Annotated in this window: 13 protein-coding genes; 5 read left to right on the forward strand and 8 right to left on the reverse strand. The window is 72.2% G+C overall.

What is annotated here, in order from left to right:
* Window positions 1-344: 344 nt before the first annotated feature.
* The 4 genes from narI to ACFWYM_RS38985 form a co-directional block, all read right to left on the reverse strand.
* Window positions 345-1,070, reverse strand: a complete 726-nt coding sequence (gene narI / locus ACFWYM_RS38970; RefSeq protein WP_384848362.1) for a respiratory nitrate reductase subunit gamma — start codon at window positions 1,068-1,070, stop codon at window positions 345-347.
* Entirely contained in the window at window positions 1,067-1,642 is a 576-nt protein-coding gene (gene narJ, locus ACFWYM_RS38975; protein ID WP_384848480.1) for a nitrate reductase molybdenum cofactor assembly chaperone, read from the reverse strand. Before narJ ends, narI begins: the two co-directional genes overlap by 4 nt.
* A gap of 92 nt (window positions 1,643-1,734) precedes the next feature.
* A complete protein-coding gene (narH, locus tag ACFWYM_RS38980; protein ID WP_384848365.1) occupies window positions 1,735-3,333 on the reverse strand; it encodes a nitrate reductase subunit beta in 1,599 nt (532 codons plus the stop codon).
* 34 nt (window positions 3,334-3,367) lie between these two features.
* The gene (locus tag ACFWYM_RS38985) at window positions 3,368-7,048 is read right to left on the reverse strand and encodes a nitrate reductase subunit alpha (protein WP_384848368.1); all 3,681 of its coding nucleotides are present in this window, start codon (window positions 7,046-7,048) and stop codon (window positions 3,368-3,370) included.
* Between the two features lie 217 nt (window positions 7,049-7,265).
* Between ACFWYM_RS38985 and ACFWYM_RS38990 the strand changes: the two genes are divergently transcribed.
* Window positions 7,266-7,745 carry a hypothetical protein gene (locus ACFWYM_RS38990; RefSeq protein WP_384848371.1) on the forward strand — a complete coding sequence of 160 codons (480 nt, stop codon included), beginning with the start codon at window positions 7,266-7,268 and terminating at the stop codon, window positions 7,743-7,745.
* On the opposite strand, the gene ACFWYM_RS38995 is transcribed toward ACFWYM_RS38990, so the two are convergent.
* Window positions 7,735-8,571, reverse strand: coding sequence for a helix-turn-helix domain-containing protein (locus ACFWYM_RS38995; protein ID WP_384848374.1), 837 nt, complete (start codon window positions 8,569-8,571; stop codon window positions 7,735-7,737). The two genes, ACFWYM_RS38990 and ACFWYM_RS38995, sit on opposite strands and share 11 nt — an antisense overlap.
* 92 nt (window positions 8,572-8,663) lie before the next feature.
* Here ACFWYM_RS38995 and ACFWYM_RS39000 point away from each other — a divergent pair, with 92 nt between their 5' ends.
* Both ACFWYM_RS39000 and ACFWYM_RS39005 read left to right on the forward strand, forming a co-directional pair.
* The gene (locus ACFWYM_RS39000) at window positions 8,664-8,969 is read left to right on the forward strand and encodes a 4a-hydroxytetrahydrobiopterin dehydratase (RefSeq protein ID WP_384848377.1); all 306 of its coding nucleotides are present in this window, start codon (window positions 8,664-8,666) and stop codon (window positions 8,967-8,969) included.
* A 78-nt stretch (window positions 8,970-9,047) separates the two neighbouring features.
* Entirely contained in the window at window positions 9,048-9,782 is a 735-nt protein-coding gene (locus ACFWYM_RS39005; RefSeq protein ID WP_384848379.1) for a methyltransferase domain-containing protein, read from the forward strand.
* Window positions 9,783-9,817: 35 nt separating this feature from the next.
* On the opposite strand, the gene ACFWYM_RS39010 is transcribed toward ACFWYM_RS39005, so the two are convergent.
* Together ACFWYM_RS39010 and ACFWYM_RS39015 are read right to left on the reverse strand one after the other, a co-directional pair.
* Window positions 9,818-10,282, reverse strand: a complete 465-nt coding sequence (locus ACFWYM_RS39010; RefSeq protein ID WP_384848382.1) for a hypothetical protein — start codon at window positions 10,280-10,282, stop codon at window positions 9,818-9,820.
* On the reverse strand, window positions 10,279-10,764 hold the full coding sequence (locus ACFWYM_RS39015) for a hypothetical protein (RefSeq protein ID WP_384848385.1): 486 nt from the start codon (window positions 10,762-10,764) through the stop codon (window positions 10,279-10,281). The genes ACFWYM_RS39010 and ACFWYM_RS39015 overlap by 4 nt, the downstream gene beginning before the upstream one ends.
* A 73-nt stretch (window positions 10,765-10,837) precedes the next feature.
* Between ACFWYM_RS39015 and ACFWYM_RS39020 the strand changes: the two genes are divergently transcribed.
* Window positions 10,838-11,920 carry a helix-turn-helix transcriptional regulator gene (locus ACFWYM_RS39020; RefSeq protein WP_384848388.1) on the forward strand — a complete coding sequence of 361 codons (1,083 nt, stop codon included), beginning with the start codon at window positions 10,838-10,840 and terminating at the stop codon, window positions 11,918-11,920.
* A gap of 129 nt (window positions 11,921-12,049) precedes the next feature.
* Window positions 12,050-12,979 carry a class I SAM-dependent methyltransferase gene (locus ACFWYM_RS39025; protein ID WP_384848391.1) on the forward strand — a complete coding sequence of 310 codons (930 nt, stop codon included), beginning with the start codon at window positions 12,050-12,052 and terminating at the stop codon, window positions 12,977-12,979.
* Between the two features lie 80 nt (window positions 12,980-13,059).
* Here ACFWYM_RS39025 and ACFWYM_RS39030 read toward each other — a convergent pair whose 3' ends face one another.
* Window positions 13,060-14,760, reverse strand: coding sequence for a hypothetical protein (locus tag ACFWYM_RS39030; RefSeq protein WP_384848394.1), 1,701 nt, complete (start codon window positions 14,758-14,760; stop codon window positions 13,060-13,062).
* Window positions 14,761-14,803: the final 43 nt, after the last annotated feature.

A 14,803-nucleotide genomic window follows, 5' to 3' on the forward strand; every position in this document is an offset into this window, starting at 1 on the left:
GCGGGACGAACCAGAAACCCGCTGCTGGTGCGGGAACGATCAGCTGGAGTCGGCGAGTTCACCGGACATGATGAGTACGGTGTGGCTGGTCGTCAGCGGAGCCGGCGCATTGGGTGCGGCTCTGTTCGCCGCGGATCGCGTCCTGTTATGGGCCGAGAGGCGGGGCTGGATCTACTGGCGCAAGCGCAAGGGCCTGTCGTCCATGGGCGCGGACTTCCTGCAGGAGATCACGCCCGGGGCGCAGGCCCAGAAGCGCGCCATGGAGCAGGAACGCGTACGCAAGAACGTCAGACCTGCGGAAGATCCGCCCTTCCACGTCGACCTGGACGCGAAGGTGGTCCGTATCAGGACCCCGTCCGCTCCCACCCCCGCCGCGGCGGCCGCGGCCCCATCTGCTTCGGGTCGCGGCTGCGGTACACCACATACGGCCGGAACAGATACTGGACCGGGGCGCTGAACATGTGCACGAGGCGGGTGAAGGGGAGCAGGGCGAACAGGGCCATGCCGATGACGGCGTGGATCTGGAACGTGAGCGGGACGCCCACCATCGCGTCCACCTTCGGCTGCAGCGTGAACAGGCTGCGCGCCCACGGGGCGATCGAGTCGCGGTAGTTGTAGCCCTCGTCCAGGCCCGAGTTGGTGAGCTTGGCCCACATGCCCATGATGATCGCCGCGAGCAGGAAGACGTACATCACCTTGTCGTTGGTGGTGGTCGCGCGGAACACGGGCGCGTTGGTGCGGCGCCGGTAGATGAGCATGAAGATGCCGAGCACCGCGAGCGCGCCCGCCGCCGTGCCGCCCCACAAGGACAGCCGGTGGTAGGCGAGTTCCGTCATGCCGACCTTGTCCGTCCACGACTCGGGGATGAACAGGCCCATGAGATGGCCCACCAGCACGAAGAGGATGCCGTAGTGGAACATCGGTGACGCGATGTTGAGGAGCTTCGACTCGTAGACCTGCGACGAGCGCGTCGTCCAGCCGAACTTGTCGTAGCGGTAGCGCCAGATGAGGCCCGTGACGAGCAGCACGAAGGCGACATACGGGAGGGCGCCCCACAGCAGCGTGTTCATGATCGGTCTCCGGTCAGTACGGGCAGCAGCCGGGTGGCGCCGAACGGTTCGAGGCCGACCTCCTCGGTCGGCGGCCCGGAGCGGGCCAGGGCCTGCGCCTCGGCGCGGTCCTTGGGCGAGGGCCCCGGCAGCGTCGCGCAGACCGCTTCCAGCACGCGTGCGTAGGGCGTGCCGTGGTCGGTGAGGGCCAGGCGCAGGAGCTCCAGGCCGCTGCGGTGCTCCTCCAGGAGCAGCGGGCCCGCCTGCGCGGAGAACTCCAGGACGGCGGGCAGGAAGTCCGGCAGCTCCTCGCCGGTGAACTCCAGGCCGTGCTCCCGGTAGATCTGCTTGAAGCGGACCAGGGACATCCCGCGCCGCCGCGTGTCGCCGTCCCGCCACCAGCTCAGGTACAGGCTGTGCCGGTTCTTGAAGTCGAAGACCCGCACGTAGTCCTCGGCGAGCTCCTGCGGGGGAGTGGACTCCGCGTAGGAGAGGAAGTCGGCGAGCTTCGGGGCCGCAGCCCGCAGCAGGGGCAGCCGCTCGTGGAACTCCGCGTCGGGGTAGGCCAGGCAGAGCGCCGCGGCCTGGTACAGGACGGCGTGCGACGGCGCCGGGGACGCCTTGCGCGCCGCGGTCCTGCTCGACCTGCTCGACTTGCTGGACCGGCTCGACCGGCTCGGCCTGGTCACGGGCGCTCCTCCACTTCGGGCTCCTTGTCGGCGGTCTGCCGCTCGCGCAGCGCGTGGAAGTTCTCGATCGTGACGAGGGGCAGCTGCTTGCGGCCCGAGTCCTGGCCGAACGGCCCGTCGCCGCCCATGCCGGGGCCGTCCTCGTAGTCGAGGCTGCACGAGTCCGGCAGGGCCGACTCCTCCAGCGCCTTCGCGTCGCCCATCGCGGCCGTCGGGATGACGTAGCGGTCCTCGTACTTGGCGATGGCGAGCAGGTGGTACATCTCCTCGATCTGCGCGGCCGACATGCCCACCGACTCCGCGATGGAACGGTCCGGCCGGTCCCCGAGGTTGATGGCCCGCATGTGCGAGCGCATCGCGGCGAGCTTCTCCAGGGAGGAGCGGACCGGGCCGACGTCACCGGCCGTGAAGATCGACGCGAGGTATTCGAGGGGGATGCGCAGGGTGTCGATCGCCCCGAAGAGGTTGTCCGCGTCCTCGCCGTCGTGGCCGGTCTCGGTCAGCGCGTCCACGACCGGGGAGAGCGGCGGGATGTACCAGACCATCGGCATCGTGCGGTACTCCGGGTGCAGCGGGAGCGCCACCTTGTGCTTGCTGATGAGGGCGTGCACGGGGGAGCGGCGGGCCGCCTCGACCCAGTCGTGCGGGATGCCCGCCTTCTCGGCCGCGCGCTGCACCTCCGGGTCGTCCGGGTCGAGGAAGACGCCCAACTGGGCCTCGTACAGCTTGTGTTCGTCCGGTTCGGAGGCGGCCTCGGTGACCTTGTCGGCGTCGTAGAGGATCACCCCGAGGTAGCGGAGGCGGCCCACGCAGGTCTCCGAGCAGACCGTGGGCAGGCCCACCTCGACGCGCGGGTAGCACATGGTGCACTTCTCGGCCTTGCCGGTCCTGTGGTTGAAGTACACCTTCTTGTACGGGCAGCCGGTGACGCACTTGCGCCAGCCGCGGCAGTGGTCCTGGTCGACCAGGACGATGCCGTCCTCGGACCGCTTGTACATCGCGCCCGAGGGGCAGGAGGCGACGCACGCCGGGTTCAGACAGTGCTCGCAGATCCGCGGCAGATAGAACATGAAGGTCTGCTCGAAGGCGAACTTGACCTTCTCGGCGGCCTGTTCACGGGTCTTGGCCACCATCGGGTCGAGGTCGCCGTGCTCCGGGGCGCCGCCCAGGTTGTCGTCCCAGTTCGACGACCACTCGATCTTCATCGGCTTGCCGGAGATCAGCGAGCGCGGCTTGGCCACCGGGTAGTCGTCGCCCAGCGGGGCGTCGGTGAGGTTCTTGTACTCGTACGTCCAGGGCTCGTAGTAGTCCTTGACCTCGGGCAGCTTCGGGTTGGAGAAGATCTCCAGGAGCGACTTGATGCGGCCGCCCTGCTTGAGCTTCAGGGCGCCCTTCTTGTTGAGCTCCCAGCCGCCCTTCCACTGGTCCTGGTCCTCGTAGCGGCGCGGATAGCCCTGCCCGGGGCGGGTCTCGACGTTGTTGAACCAGACGTACTCCATGCCGTCCCGGTTGGTCCACGCCTGCTTGCAGGTGACCGAACAGGTGTGGCAGCCGATGCACTTGTCGAGGTTCATCACCATCGCGACCTGTGCCATGACGCGTCCGATAGTGGCTTCGCCACGGGGCATGTCAGTACTCCACATCCTGCGAGCGGCGGCGGATGACCGTCACCTCGTCGCGCTGATTGCCGGTCGGGCCCAGGTAGTTGAACGCCCAGGACAACTGGGCGTAGCCGCCGATGAGATGGGACGGCTTGAGGATCACGCGGGTCAGGGAGTTGTGGATGCCGCCGCGCTTCCCGGTGGCCTCGGCCTTCGGGACGTTCACGGTGCGCTCCTGCGCGTGGTGCATGTACACCGTCCCCGCGGGCATGCGGTGCGAGACGATCGCGCGGGCCACGACCACGCCGTTGCGGTTCACGGCCTCGATCCAGTCGTTGTCCTTGACCCCGATCGCGTCCGCGTCCTGCGGCGCCATCCAGATGCACTGGCCGCCGCGCGACAGCGACAGCATGAACAGGTTGTCCTGGTACTCGGAGTGGATCGACCACTTGTTGTGCGGGGTGAGGTAGCGGACCGTCACCTCCTTCGTCCCGTCGGGCCCGAGCCGTGGCTCGCCGAAGAGGCGGTTCATGTCCAGGGGCGGCCGGTAGACCGGCAGCGCCTCGCCCAGCTCGTGCATCCAGTCGTGGTCGATGAAGAAGTGCTGGCGCCCGGTGAGGGTGTGCCAGGGCTTGAGGTGCTCGGTGTTGAGGGTGAACGGCGCGTAGCGGCGCCCGCCCGACTCGCTGCCCGACCACTCCGGGGAGGTGATGACGGGCACCGGCTCGTGCTGGGTGTCCGCGTAGCTGACGCGCTTGCCCTCGTGCTCGGCGGCCAGGTGCGCCATCTCCTGCCCGGTGCGCGCCTCCAGGGTGTGGAAGCCCTGCGTGGCGAGGCGGCCGTTGGTGGTGCCCGACAGGGCGAGGATGGTGTTGGCGGCCTTCACCGCCGTGTCCATCGCGGGCCGCCCGTCGGCGGGGCCGCCGCGCACCACGCCGTTGCGCTCGCGCAGCTCCTCGACCTCCTGGTCGGGGCGGAGCATGATCCCCTTGGCGGGCAGGCCGAGTTGCTCCACGTTCGGGCCGAGCGCGATGAACTTCGCGCCGATCGCCGTGTAGTCCCGCTCCACCACCGCGAGCCCCGGCATCGTCCTGCCGGGCACCGGCTCGCACTCGCCCTTGCGCCAGTCCAGGACCACGCCGCCGGGCTGGGCGATCTCGCCCGGGGTGTCGTGCTGCAGCGGCGTCGCCACCAGGTCCTTGCGGGTGCCCAGGTGGTCCACGGAGAGCTCGCTGAGCCGGTCGGCGATCGCACGGAACGCGTCGAAGTCGGAGCGGGCCTGCCAGGGCGGGTCGACGGCCGGGGTGAACGAGTGCACGTACGGGTGCATGTCCGTCGTCGCGATGTCGTGCTTCTCGTACCAGGTCGCCGCGGGGAGCACCACGTCCGACAGGAGCGTCGAGGAGGTCTGCCGGAAGTCCAGCGACACGAGGAGGTCGAGCTTGCCCTCGGGCGCCTCGTCCCGCCAGGTGACCGTGGTGGGCCGCTCGTCGGGGGCGGCCTCCTCGGCCCGCAGCGACGAATGGGTGCCCAGCAGGTGCTTGGTGAAGTACTCGGCGCCCTTCGCGGACGAGCCGAGCAGATTGGCCCGCCACAGGGTCAGCACACGCGGCCAGTTCTCCGGGGCGTCGGGATCCTCGCAGGCGAACTTCAGCGTGCCCGCCTTGAGTTCGGCCACCGTGTCGGCCACCGGGTCGGAGGTCTCCCCGAGCTCCAGGGAGCTGCGGTCGAAGGTCGGGTACGAGGGCATCCAGCCCGAACGCGCCGACAGCGCAAGGCAGTCGGCGCCCGTCATCCCCTCGAACTGCCCGGTGCCCAGCGGCGAGGACAGCACGTCGGCGGAGAACTTGTCGTAGCGCCACTGGTCGGTGTTGGTGAACCAGTACGCGGTGCCGATCATCTGGCGCGGCGGCCTGCTCCAGTCGTTGGCGCTCGCCAGCGTCGCCCAGCCGGTGATCGGCCGGCACTTCTCCTGGCCCACGTAGTGCGCCCAGCCGCCGCCGTTGCGGCCCTGGCAGCCGGTGAGCTGGAGCAGCGCGAGGAAGCCGCGGTAGATGGTCTCCGAGTGGAACCAGTGGTTCGTCCCCGCGCCCATCAGGATCATGCAGCGCCCGCGCGACTTCTCCGCCGTAGCCGCGAACTCCCGCGCGATCTTCACGCACTGGGCCGCCGGGACGGAGGTGTGCGCCTCCTGCCAGGCCGGCGTGCCGGGCGTCTCCGCGTCCTCGTACGACGCGGGCCACTGCCCCGGCAGCCCCGGGCGCGAGACGCCGTACTGGGCGAGCAGCAGGTCGAAGACCGTGGTGACCAGCGGCCCGTCCTGCCCGCCGAGCCGGGTCGCGGGCACGCCCCTGCGCACCACCTCGCCCCGGCCCTGACCGTGCTCGCCGCCCTCCGTGTCGAAGCGGGGCAGCAGCACCTCGACGCCGCTCGCGACGTCCGCGTCGTGCAGCGACAACTGCGGCTTGATGTTGCCCAGTTCGAGGTTCCACTTGCCCTTGCCGGACTCCGTCCAGCGGAAGCCGAGCGAGCCGTTCGGGACGGCGGGCTGGCCGGTCGCCTCGTCGAGCACGACGGTCTTCCACTCGCCGCCCTCGCCGGGCTGGTTCAGGTCGCTGGCGCGCAGGAACTTCGACGGGACGTAGCCGCCGTCCCTCTCGGTGAGGGTGACCAGGAAGGGCAGGTCCGTGAACTTCCGTACGTAGTCGGTGAAGAAGTCCACCTGCCGGTCGACGAAGCACTCCTTGAGGACCACGTGCCCCATCGCGAGCGCCAGCGCGCCGTCCGTGCCCGGGTGGGGGTGCACCCACTCGTCGGCGAACTTCGTGTTGTCGGCGTAGTCCGGGGAGACCACCACGACCTTCTGGCCCCGGTAGCGGGCCTCCGCCATCCAGTGCGCGTCCGGGGTGCGCGTGACGGGGACGTTGGAGCCCCACATCATCAGGTAGGCGGCGTCCCACCAGTCACCGGACTCCGGTACGTCGGTCTGGTCCCCGAAGACCTGCGGCGAGGCCACCGGGAGGTCCGCGTACCAGTCGTAGAACGACAGCATGGGCGCGCCGATGAGCCCCATGAAGCGGGCCCCCGCGGCATGCGACACCTGCGACATCGCGGGGATCGGGGAGAAGCCCGCGACCCGGTCCGGGCCGTACGTCTTGATGGTGTGCACGTGCGCGGCCGCGATGATCTCGACGGCCTCGTCCCAACTCGCCCGCACCAGGCCGCCCTTGCCGCGCGCCTGCTGGTACTTCCTGCGCCGCTCGGGATCGCCCTGGATGTCCGCCCACGCCAGGACCGGGTCCTTCAGGCGGGCCTTCGCCTCCCGGTACATCTCCACGAGCACGCCCCGCAGATACGGGTACCGGACGCGGGTCGGCGAGTACGTGTACCAGGAGAACGCGGCGCCGCGGGGGCAGCCGCGCGGCTCGTACTCGGGGCGGTCGGGGCCGACGCTCGGATAGTCCGTCTGCTGGGTCTCCCAGGTGATGATGCCGTCCTTGACGTACACCTTCCAGCGGCAGGAACCGGTGCAGTTCACCCCGTGCGTGGAGTTCACCACCTTGTCGTGGCTCCACCGGTCCCGGTAGAAGGCGTCCGCCTCCCGGCCACCGGTGAGGGACACGCTGTGCAGGTCGGGGGCGGCGGTGCCGCGGCGGAAGAACTTCCCCGCACGCAGGAGTGCGGCACCGGGCTCGGTCGTCTCAGTCACCCTTGGCTCCCTAGGTCTGCCTCTTGCCGAACCTAGGGGCGGGGAATGGGGGGCACACCCCTGTGAGGGCCGTATGGGTTGTTTGACCGGGGCGCGGTCTTACCTCTGACGTAATCGACCCTCAGCCCGCGCCTCGGCACAGTGATGTCACCGGGTCCGGTCCGGCGCACTCCGGACCGGACCCGGGCCCCGAACCCGGCAAGGAGGCTGATCCGCCATGTCTGCACCGTCTGCGTCGTCCACGTTCCAGCTCACCGCCCTCGCCCGCACCACCGACCCCACGGCGATGCTGCGCCGCTTCCTCGGCCTCGACGCCGTCGTCACCGGCGTGAACGGGCTCGCCTACGCCGCCGCGTCCGGGCCCCTGGGACGGCTGCTCGGCGTCGACGGTGAGCTGCTGCTCACGCTCGGGCTCGGCCTCGTCGTGTACGCGGCGGGGGTCGGCGTGCTCGCGGCCCGGACGCGGCCGCCCGTGCTCGGCGTGCGGGCCGTCGTCGAGATCAACGCCGTCTGGGCGGTGCTCAGCGTCGTCGCGCTGGCCGCATGGTTGTCGCCGAGCGCCGCGGGGGCCGTGTGGATCCCGCTGCAGGCCCTGGTCGTGGCCGGGTTCGCCGCGGTCCAGCACGGGGCGCTGCGGGCCGGGCGGGCGAACGCGGCGGGCGCGGCCGGCCCGGCGGGCCCGGCGCTCAGGGCGTGAGGGTCTGGAGGTACTTGACCGTCGCCGGGTCGGCCGGGAGCAGCGTCTCGATGGCCAGCTCGGCGACCGTCACGTCCATGGGCGTGTTGAACGTCGAGATCGACGACACGAAGGACAGCTCGCGGCCCTCGTGGCGCACGCGGAGCGGGAGCGCGAAGTACGGGACGTCGGTGCCGTCGGCGAAGGCGTCCTCGCCCGGGTCCGCCACCGGGTAGGCCGCCACCTCCTCGTACACCGCCCGCAGTGCGTCGGAGCGCTGCAGCGCGATCTGCCGCTCCATCTGGTGCAGCAGGTGGCCGCGCCACTCGCGCAGGTTCAGGATCTTCGGCGCCAGGCCCTCGGGGTGCAGGGTCAGGCGCATCGCGTTGAGGGGCGGCTCCTGGAGGTGCTCCGGGAGGCCGTCCATGAGCATCGCGATGCCGCGGTTGGCGGCCACCACCGTGTACGAGGCGTCGACGACCAGGGCCGGGTACGGCTCGTATCCGTGCAGCAGGCGCTCCATGCCCTCGCGCAGCGTCTCGAAGGCGGGGTCGTCCATCGAGGTCTCGGTGAAGCGCGGCGCGTAACCCGCCGCCAGGAGAAGGTCGTTGCGCTCCCTGATCGGCACGTCCAGGTGGTCGGCGAGACGCAGCAGGAACTCCTCGCTCGGCCGGGACCGGCCCGTCTCCACGAAGCTGATGTGGCGGGCCGAGGAGTCGGCGCGCAGCGCGAGGTCCAGCTGGCTGATCCGGCGCCGGGTGCGCCAGCCGCGCAGCAGCGGCCCGACACCTGTGGCCGGATCCCTCGCGTCCTTCGCTTTTCCGTTGGCGCGCGCGGCAGTTGTCATGCCGAGAACCGTAGTCGAGGAGTGGCGTGCGGTGGGTGTGTGGGGCAGGCTGAGAGCTCCACATGTGCGCGGACCTGGAAGGAGCGGTGAGCATGGCAGTCGAACCGCTGTCGCAGAAGGACATCGAGGACCGGCTCGCGGAGCTGCCGGGCTGGTCGGCCGACGACGGCAGGCTCAGCCGCACCTACCGTCTCGGCACGCACTTCGCCGCCACCGCGATGGTCGTGCACATCGCCCAGGTCCAGGAGGAGCTCGGCCACCACTCGGACCTCACCCTCGGCTACAACACCGTGTCCCTGTCCGTGAACACGCACAGCGCGGGCGGCGCCCTGACCGAGCTCGACTTCGAACTGGCGCACCGGGTCCAGGAGTTGGCGCCCGGACACGGCGCTGAGTGAACGACCAGGACGACCAGGACGACCAGGACGACCGAGGCGACCAAGACGACCGAGACAACTGAGACGACCGGGGCGACCGTGCTCGACTACGCCGAAGAGGCCGACCGTTACGACGCGAGCCGCGGCGGCGAACCCCGCGCCGAGGCCGCCGCCGCTGCCGTGCTCGGCCTGGTGCCGCCCGGCGCCCGCACCCTGCTGGACGTCGCCTGCGGCACCGGCCTCGTCACGCGCCGACTGGCCAGGAACGGCCTGGCCGTGACGGGGGTGGACGCCACCGAGCGCATGGCGCGCATGGCCGCAGGACGCCTTCCCGGCGCCGTCGTCATCGGCGACAGCCGCCAACTCCCCTTCCCCGACGCCTCCTTCGACGCCGTCTGCGCGGTGTGGCTGCTGCACCTGCTCTCCGGGGAGGAGGAGACGGCCACGGTCGTCGGGGAGTGTGCGCGCGTGCTGCGGCCCGGCGGGGTCTTCGTCACGACCGTCGACAAGGCCGCCGCGCACGACGTGGGCAGCGACATCGACGCGGTCCTCGCCGACCGGCCCCGGCGCCCCTCCGCCGACGCGGCGGCCCTGGTCGCCGGGCACGCGGCCGGTCACGGTCTCCACCGGATCGGAGCCGCCCGTTTCCGGGGCCACGGGCAGGGCCGCTCCCCGCGCTCCACGGTCGCCGACCTGCGGCGCGGCTGGTTCACGCAGCTCGCCCCCGACGCCCCCCTGAGCCGCCGCTTCGCGGCCGAGCTCGCCCGCCTCCCGGAGCAGGAAGTCCCGCGCCCGGACCCGGAGTTCACGCTGCACGCGTACGCGAAGCCCTGAGCCGCCGCCCTGCGGGCGCCTGGCCCCGGGCGGCGCTAGCTCCGCCGCGTGAACGCCATCGACCAGTTCTCCACCCATGTCTCCCCGCCGTCCAGTGAGAACGCCTGCTCCCACCGGGCCGTGGTGCGCGAGATGCCTGACCAGACGAACCGCACGCGCACGTCCTTGCCGTCGTGGGTGTCGTCGCCGTGGAACTCGCCGCGCCCGTCCTCGCCGAACGCCCCGAACACGGGCGGGAAGAGGCGCCCCGTACGGTCCGTGGACCAGTTCAGCGACCACTTCCGCGTCGTCGGGTCGAAGAGCCGCAGCGTGAGCCCGGTCCAGCCCTGCTCCGGCACCGGCATCTCGTCGATGTTGGCGGCCCCGCCGAACAGGCTCCAGCACCGGTTCCGCGCCGAGAACTCCTCCCAACCGCTGTGCGGATCAAGGAAGTCGAGGCGGCGGCGGTGCGCCACGTCCCAGTCGCCGAAGAAGAAGTCGAAGTCGTGGGCGGTGCTCATGCGGCGAGGTCTCCTGTCGTGGCGCCGGGGCGGGAGTCGGTGAGATAGGCGTCGAGGTCGGGAACGTCGGGGGCGAGCACGTGCCGTATCCACGCGTCGCGTTCGTGCTGGATCGGCGGCAGCTCCCACACACAGCCGATCCACGGCACGTCCGGGGTGATGAAGTGCGTCGGGTCCGTGTCCGGGCAGCCCAGCGCGGGCTGGCCCGCCGCCGCGCCCTTGAAGTGCAGGACGTTGTCCCACACCCAGCTGTACGCGTTGAGATAGGCGCCGCTGTCGCCGCCCCGGTGCAGCACCACGAAGGTCGCGGGCGGCGTCGTCCCGTCCGGCTCGGGGAGCAGCCGGGGCAGGATCGCGTACGCCGCCTCCGCCACCTCCGGTGCGATGCCCGCCGGGTCCGTGGTGACGTGGTAGCGCTTGATGTGCCGGCCGGACACCTGGAACGGCGGCCGCACGGTGATCAGTTTCTCCTGGAAGGGCATGGCAGGAAGCTAAAGCCGCTTCACTGACATCCTGTGTCAGTGAAGTCGGCGACGATTCGGCGAAAATGGCGCGGTGAAGTCCAGCCGACTCGTCTCGATCCTGCTCCTGCTCCAGACCCGTGGCCCGATGACCGCCGCCCGGCTCGCCACCGAGCTCGAGGTCTCCGTGCGCACCGTCTACCGCGACATCGAGGCGCTGTACGCGGCCGGGGTCCCGCTGTACGGCGACGCGGGCCACGCGGGCGGGTACCGGCTGCTCGACGGCTACCGCACCCGGCTCACCGGCCTCACCACCGGCGAGGCCGAGGCCCTCTTCCTCGCGGGCGCGCCCGGACCCGCCGCCGAGCTCGGCCTCGGCCCGGTCCTCGCCGCCGCCCAGCTCAAGGTCCGGGCGGCGCTCCCGCCCGAGCTGCGCGGCCACGCCGACCGGATCAGCGCCCGCTTCCACCTCGACGCCCCCGGCTGGTACGCGGAGGAGGATCCGGTGCCGCACCTGCCCGCCGTCGCCGACGCGGTGTGGAACGGCCGGGTCCTGGACGTCCGCTACCGCCGCTGGCGCGCGCCCACAGAGGTGGAGCGGCGGCTGCGCCCGTACGGCCTGGTCCTCAAGGCGGGCCGCTGGTACGTGATCGCGGCGGCATCTGCCGGGTCCGGGTCCGGGGCTGCGGCTGCGGCCGGGGGCGAGCACCCGCGCACGTACCGGGTGGACCAGATCCTCCGACTCGACGTGGCGGACGAGGAGTTCACGGTCCCGGACGGCTTCGACCTCGCCGCGTACTGGCGGGCGTACCAGGAGTCCTTCCACGCCCGGCTGCACGAGGGCGAGGCAGTGGTCCGGCTCGCCCCCGAGACGCTGCCCCGCCTCACCGGCGCCGCCGCGCGGGCGGCCGAGGCGACGGGCCGCCTGGAAGGGGACGGCTGGACCCGGGCCGTGCTGCCCATCGAGAACGTCCCGCACGCCCACGACGCGTTTCTGCGCCTGGGCGCGGGCGTGGAGGTCCTGGCGCCGGCGGAGCTGCGGGAGCGGCTGGCGGGGACGGTGCGGAGGCTGTACGGGTTCTACGGGGGCGGGCCGAGTCCCACGAGGAGGAGGGAGACGGGGGAGGCGGATGCGCCCTTGCCCGCGGCGGGTGCAGAGCCGCCCTCTCCTTGCTGAATCGGCAACATGGCTTGCCCGAGGGGCGAGGGTGCGCGCACGCTGACAGCGGTCCGGCGACGGGCCACGGACCACCGGCCCCGCGGGCCGAGAACCCCGCGGACCGAGAACTACGGAAGGGCGGCGACGATGGGCCATCACGACCACCACGGCGCACAGCAGGGCAGCGCGCACACCCAGAGCCACGGCCAGGGGCATGGTCACGGTCATCACGGTCACGACACCGAGCTGGACTGGGCCGCCATGATCCCGCATCTGGAGCAGAACGCCGAGGTCACGGCGCCCCTGTACCGGGACGCCGCGGCCTGGCTCCGCGAGCTGCGCCCCGCGCCCGCGACGGTCGTCGACGCGGGCAGCGGCCCCGGCGTGGTGTCCTGCCTGCTGGCCGAGGAGTTCCCCGGGGCGCAGGTGATCGCGATGGACCCCGAGGAGGCGCTCCTCGAGCGGGCCGCCGCCCGCGCCGCGCGCGAAGGGCTCGACGGCCGCCTGCGCACCCTGCGCGCCGAACTGCCCGAGGGCATCGGCGAGCTTCCCCCCGCCGACCTGATCTGGGCGGCCCGCTCCTTGCACCACGTGGGCGACCAGGGCGCGGCGCTCGCCGCGCTCGGCGGGCGGCTCACGCCGGGCGGCGCCCTCGCCGTCCTGGAGGGCGGCCTGCCCGCCCGCTATCTCCCGCGCGACCTCGGCTTCGGCCGCCCCGGCCTGCAGGCCCGGCTCGATGCGACGGAGGTGGAGTGGTTCGCGCAGATGCGCGCGGGCCTGCCCGGCGCGCGGGAGGCGGTCGAGGACTGGCCGACCCTCCTCGACGCCGCGGGCCTGCGGCACGTGGCGACCCGCACCTTCCTGCTCGACCTCCCCGCGCCCCTGTCCGAGGCGGCCCGGGCCCATGTGATGGACCAGTTCACCCGCTTCCGCGAGGGCTTCGCCGAAGCCCTCGCCCCCGACGACAAGGGCACCCTCGACCGCCTGCTCGACCCCGATGACCCACAGGGCCTGAGCCGCCGCCCGGACCTGTTCCTGCTGGCGGCGCACACGGTGCACGTGGCCGTCAAGGAGTAACGAGTCGGTGGGGAGGGCGAGTTCAGCGGAGGCCGACTGGCCGGCGGAGGCCGTCAGAGGCCGGCGGAGGCTCGCAGAGTTCAGCAGTGACCGGGGCGCGCGTAGAGGATGACGCGCGCCCCGTCGACGTTCCGGGTGCGGCACTTCTCGAAGTGGCGGTCGAGGACCGACCGCTTCACCGCCTCGCCCGCCGTGGTGTCGGCCGCGGCGTCGGTCGGCCCGTGCGGGTCGGTGGCCACGACGACACGGGACCGGCGGGACTGGGCGAGGAGCCGGGCGCGCAGGACGTCGGCGGGGACCTCGGTCCCATACAGGTTGTCCGCCGCCACCGGATCCCGGTCGAGCGCGATGTCGCGCAGACCCGCGGCCGCCCACGGGTACGGACGTGACCAGGCGCGCCGGCGCAGCGGCAGATACAGCACGGCGTCGCCGTACCGGCCGGTGTCGCGCAGGGCGCGTGCCACGGCCGTGGTGTCGTCGACGCGGCTCTCCGGAGCGCGCAGCCGGACGGAGAGCGGGACCAGGGAGACGAGGGCGGCCCCCGCCACCCCGGCCGCCACGACCGCGCGCCACCGGGCACCCCGCGCCGCCCGGTCGAGGGCCCCGCCGACGAGCAGGGCGAGCCCCGCGTGGGAGTACAGGACGTACCGGTCCATGTAGAGGGGGCGGACGAGGGAGGCGAGCAGGAGCAGCACGGAGGGCAACACGGCCAGCCCGACCCCGAGCCGCACGAAGGCGCCCCCCTCACCGATGCCCGTCGTGCCACCCGTGTCCTGGCCCGAGCTCCGACTCCGGCCCCGGCCCTGGTTCCCGCCCCGGTGCACCGTGCCCCACCACCCGCTGTCCCGGGCGAGGAACGCGGCGCAGGCGACCCCGATCCCGGCCAGGACGGCGAGTGCCTGGGCCGCTGTCCGGCCCGGTCCGCCGATCCACTCCACCTGTGCCGACTGCCGCTGGCTCAGCACCGCCAGCGGGGTGAGCCCGGCGACCACGGTGGCCGCGGCCACCAGCCAGCTGCGCCGGGCCGCGCGCGGTACGACCAGCGCGTGCGCGGCGAGCGCCAGCACCGCGAACTCGTGCAGCAGACAGGCCAGGAGCAGCACCGCCGCGTACCCCGCCCACCGCCGACGACCGCCCAACTGGACGGCTCGCACCAGCAGATACGTCGCCCAGACGACGGCCGCGCACACCATCGCGTACGACCTGCCCTCCTGCGCGAACCGCTGCACCGGCGGCAGCACGGCGAACACCAGCCCGGCGAGCAGCCCGGTCCGGGGCCCCGCGAGCCGCAGACCGGTCAGCGCCACCCCGGCCGCGGCGACCGCTGTCGCGAGCACCGACGGGATGCGCAGCACGAGCGTGAGATCGACGCCGTACGGGACCGTCCGGAAGAGGCCGTGCATGAAGAGGTAGTACAGGCCGTGGACGGCGTCCACGTTTCCCAACGTGTCCCAGAGGTCGGGCAGTTCACGGCCGGCGACGTCGACGGTCACCGCCTCGTCCCGCCACAGGTGGCCCTCGCGCCGCACTCCCCACAGGCCGAGGGCGAGAGCGAGGAGTGCGCCGGGCAGGGCGGCCGACCACAGCGGTCGCTGAAGGGCTCGCGGCGGAGCCGGGGCGCGGGCGGGGCGTGGGGTGGTGCGCTGGGTCTGGAGGGCGGTGGTGATGGCGGGCTCCCCGTACGGACGGATCGGTGGTGACCGGGCCCTGCACAGGGCCCGAAAGGCCGAGTTCAGCCGAGCGGGGATTGATGGGCAGCCCTGTTCCGGGCCGTCAATCAATTGCTAGCGTGGCTGGGATCTTCGCCGGTGGAGGGGCGGGCGA

It is taken from the genome of Streptomyces sp. NPDC059009, from assembly GCF_042740175.1.
Lineage (GTDB): Bacteria > Actinomycetota > Actinomycetes > Streptomycetales > Streptomycetaceae > Streptomyces.

What these genes read in the sequence shown, in the direction of transcription:
- ACFWYM_RS39015 (WP_384848385.1), bottom strand. Translation starts at nt 10,764, where the DNA reads ATGCCCTTCCAGGAGAAACTGATCACCGTGCGGCCGCCGTTCCAGGTG.
- ACFWYM_RS38995 (WP_384848374.1), bottom strand. Translation starts at nt 8,571, where the DNA reads ATGACAACTGCCGCGCGCGCCAACGGAAAAGCGAAGGACGCGAGGGAT.
- ACFWYM_RS38990 (WP_384848371.1), top strand. Translation starts at nt 7,266, where the DNA reads ATGTCTGCACCGTCTGCGTCGTCCACGTTCCAGCTCACCGCCCTCGCC.
- ACFWYM_RS39010 (WP_384848382.1), bottom strand. Translation starts at nt 10,282, where the DNA reads ATGAGCACCGCCCACGACTTCGACTTCTTCTTCGGCGACTGGGACGTG.
- ACFWYM_RS39025 (WP_384848391.1), top strand. Translation starts at nt 12,050, where the DNA reads ATGGGCCATCACGACCACCACGGCGCACAGCAGGGCAGCGCGCACACC.
- narH (WP_384848365.1), bottom strand. Translation starts at nt 3,333, where the DNA reads ATGGCACAGGTCGCGATGGTGATGAACCTCGACAAGTGCATCGGCTGC.
- ACFWYM_RS39000 (WP_384848377.1), top strand. Translation starts at nt 8,664, where the DNA reads ATGGCAGTCGAACCGCTGTCGCAGAAGGACATCGAGGACCGGCTCGCG.
- narI (WP_384848362.1), bottom strand. Translation starts at nt 1,070, where the DNA reads ATGAACACGCTGCTGTGGGGCGCCCTCCCGTATGTCGCCTTCGTGCTG.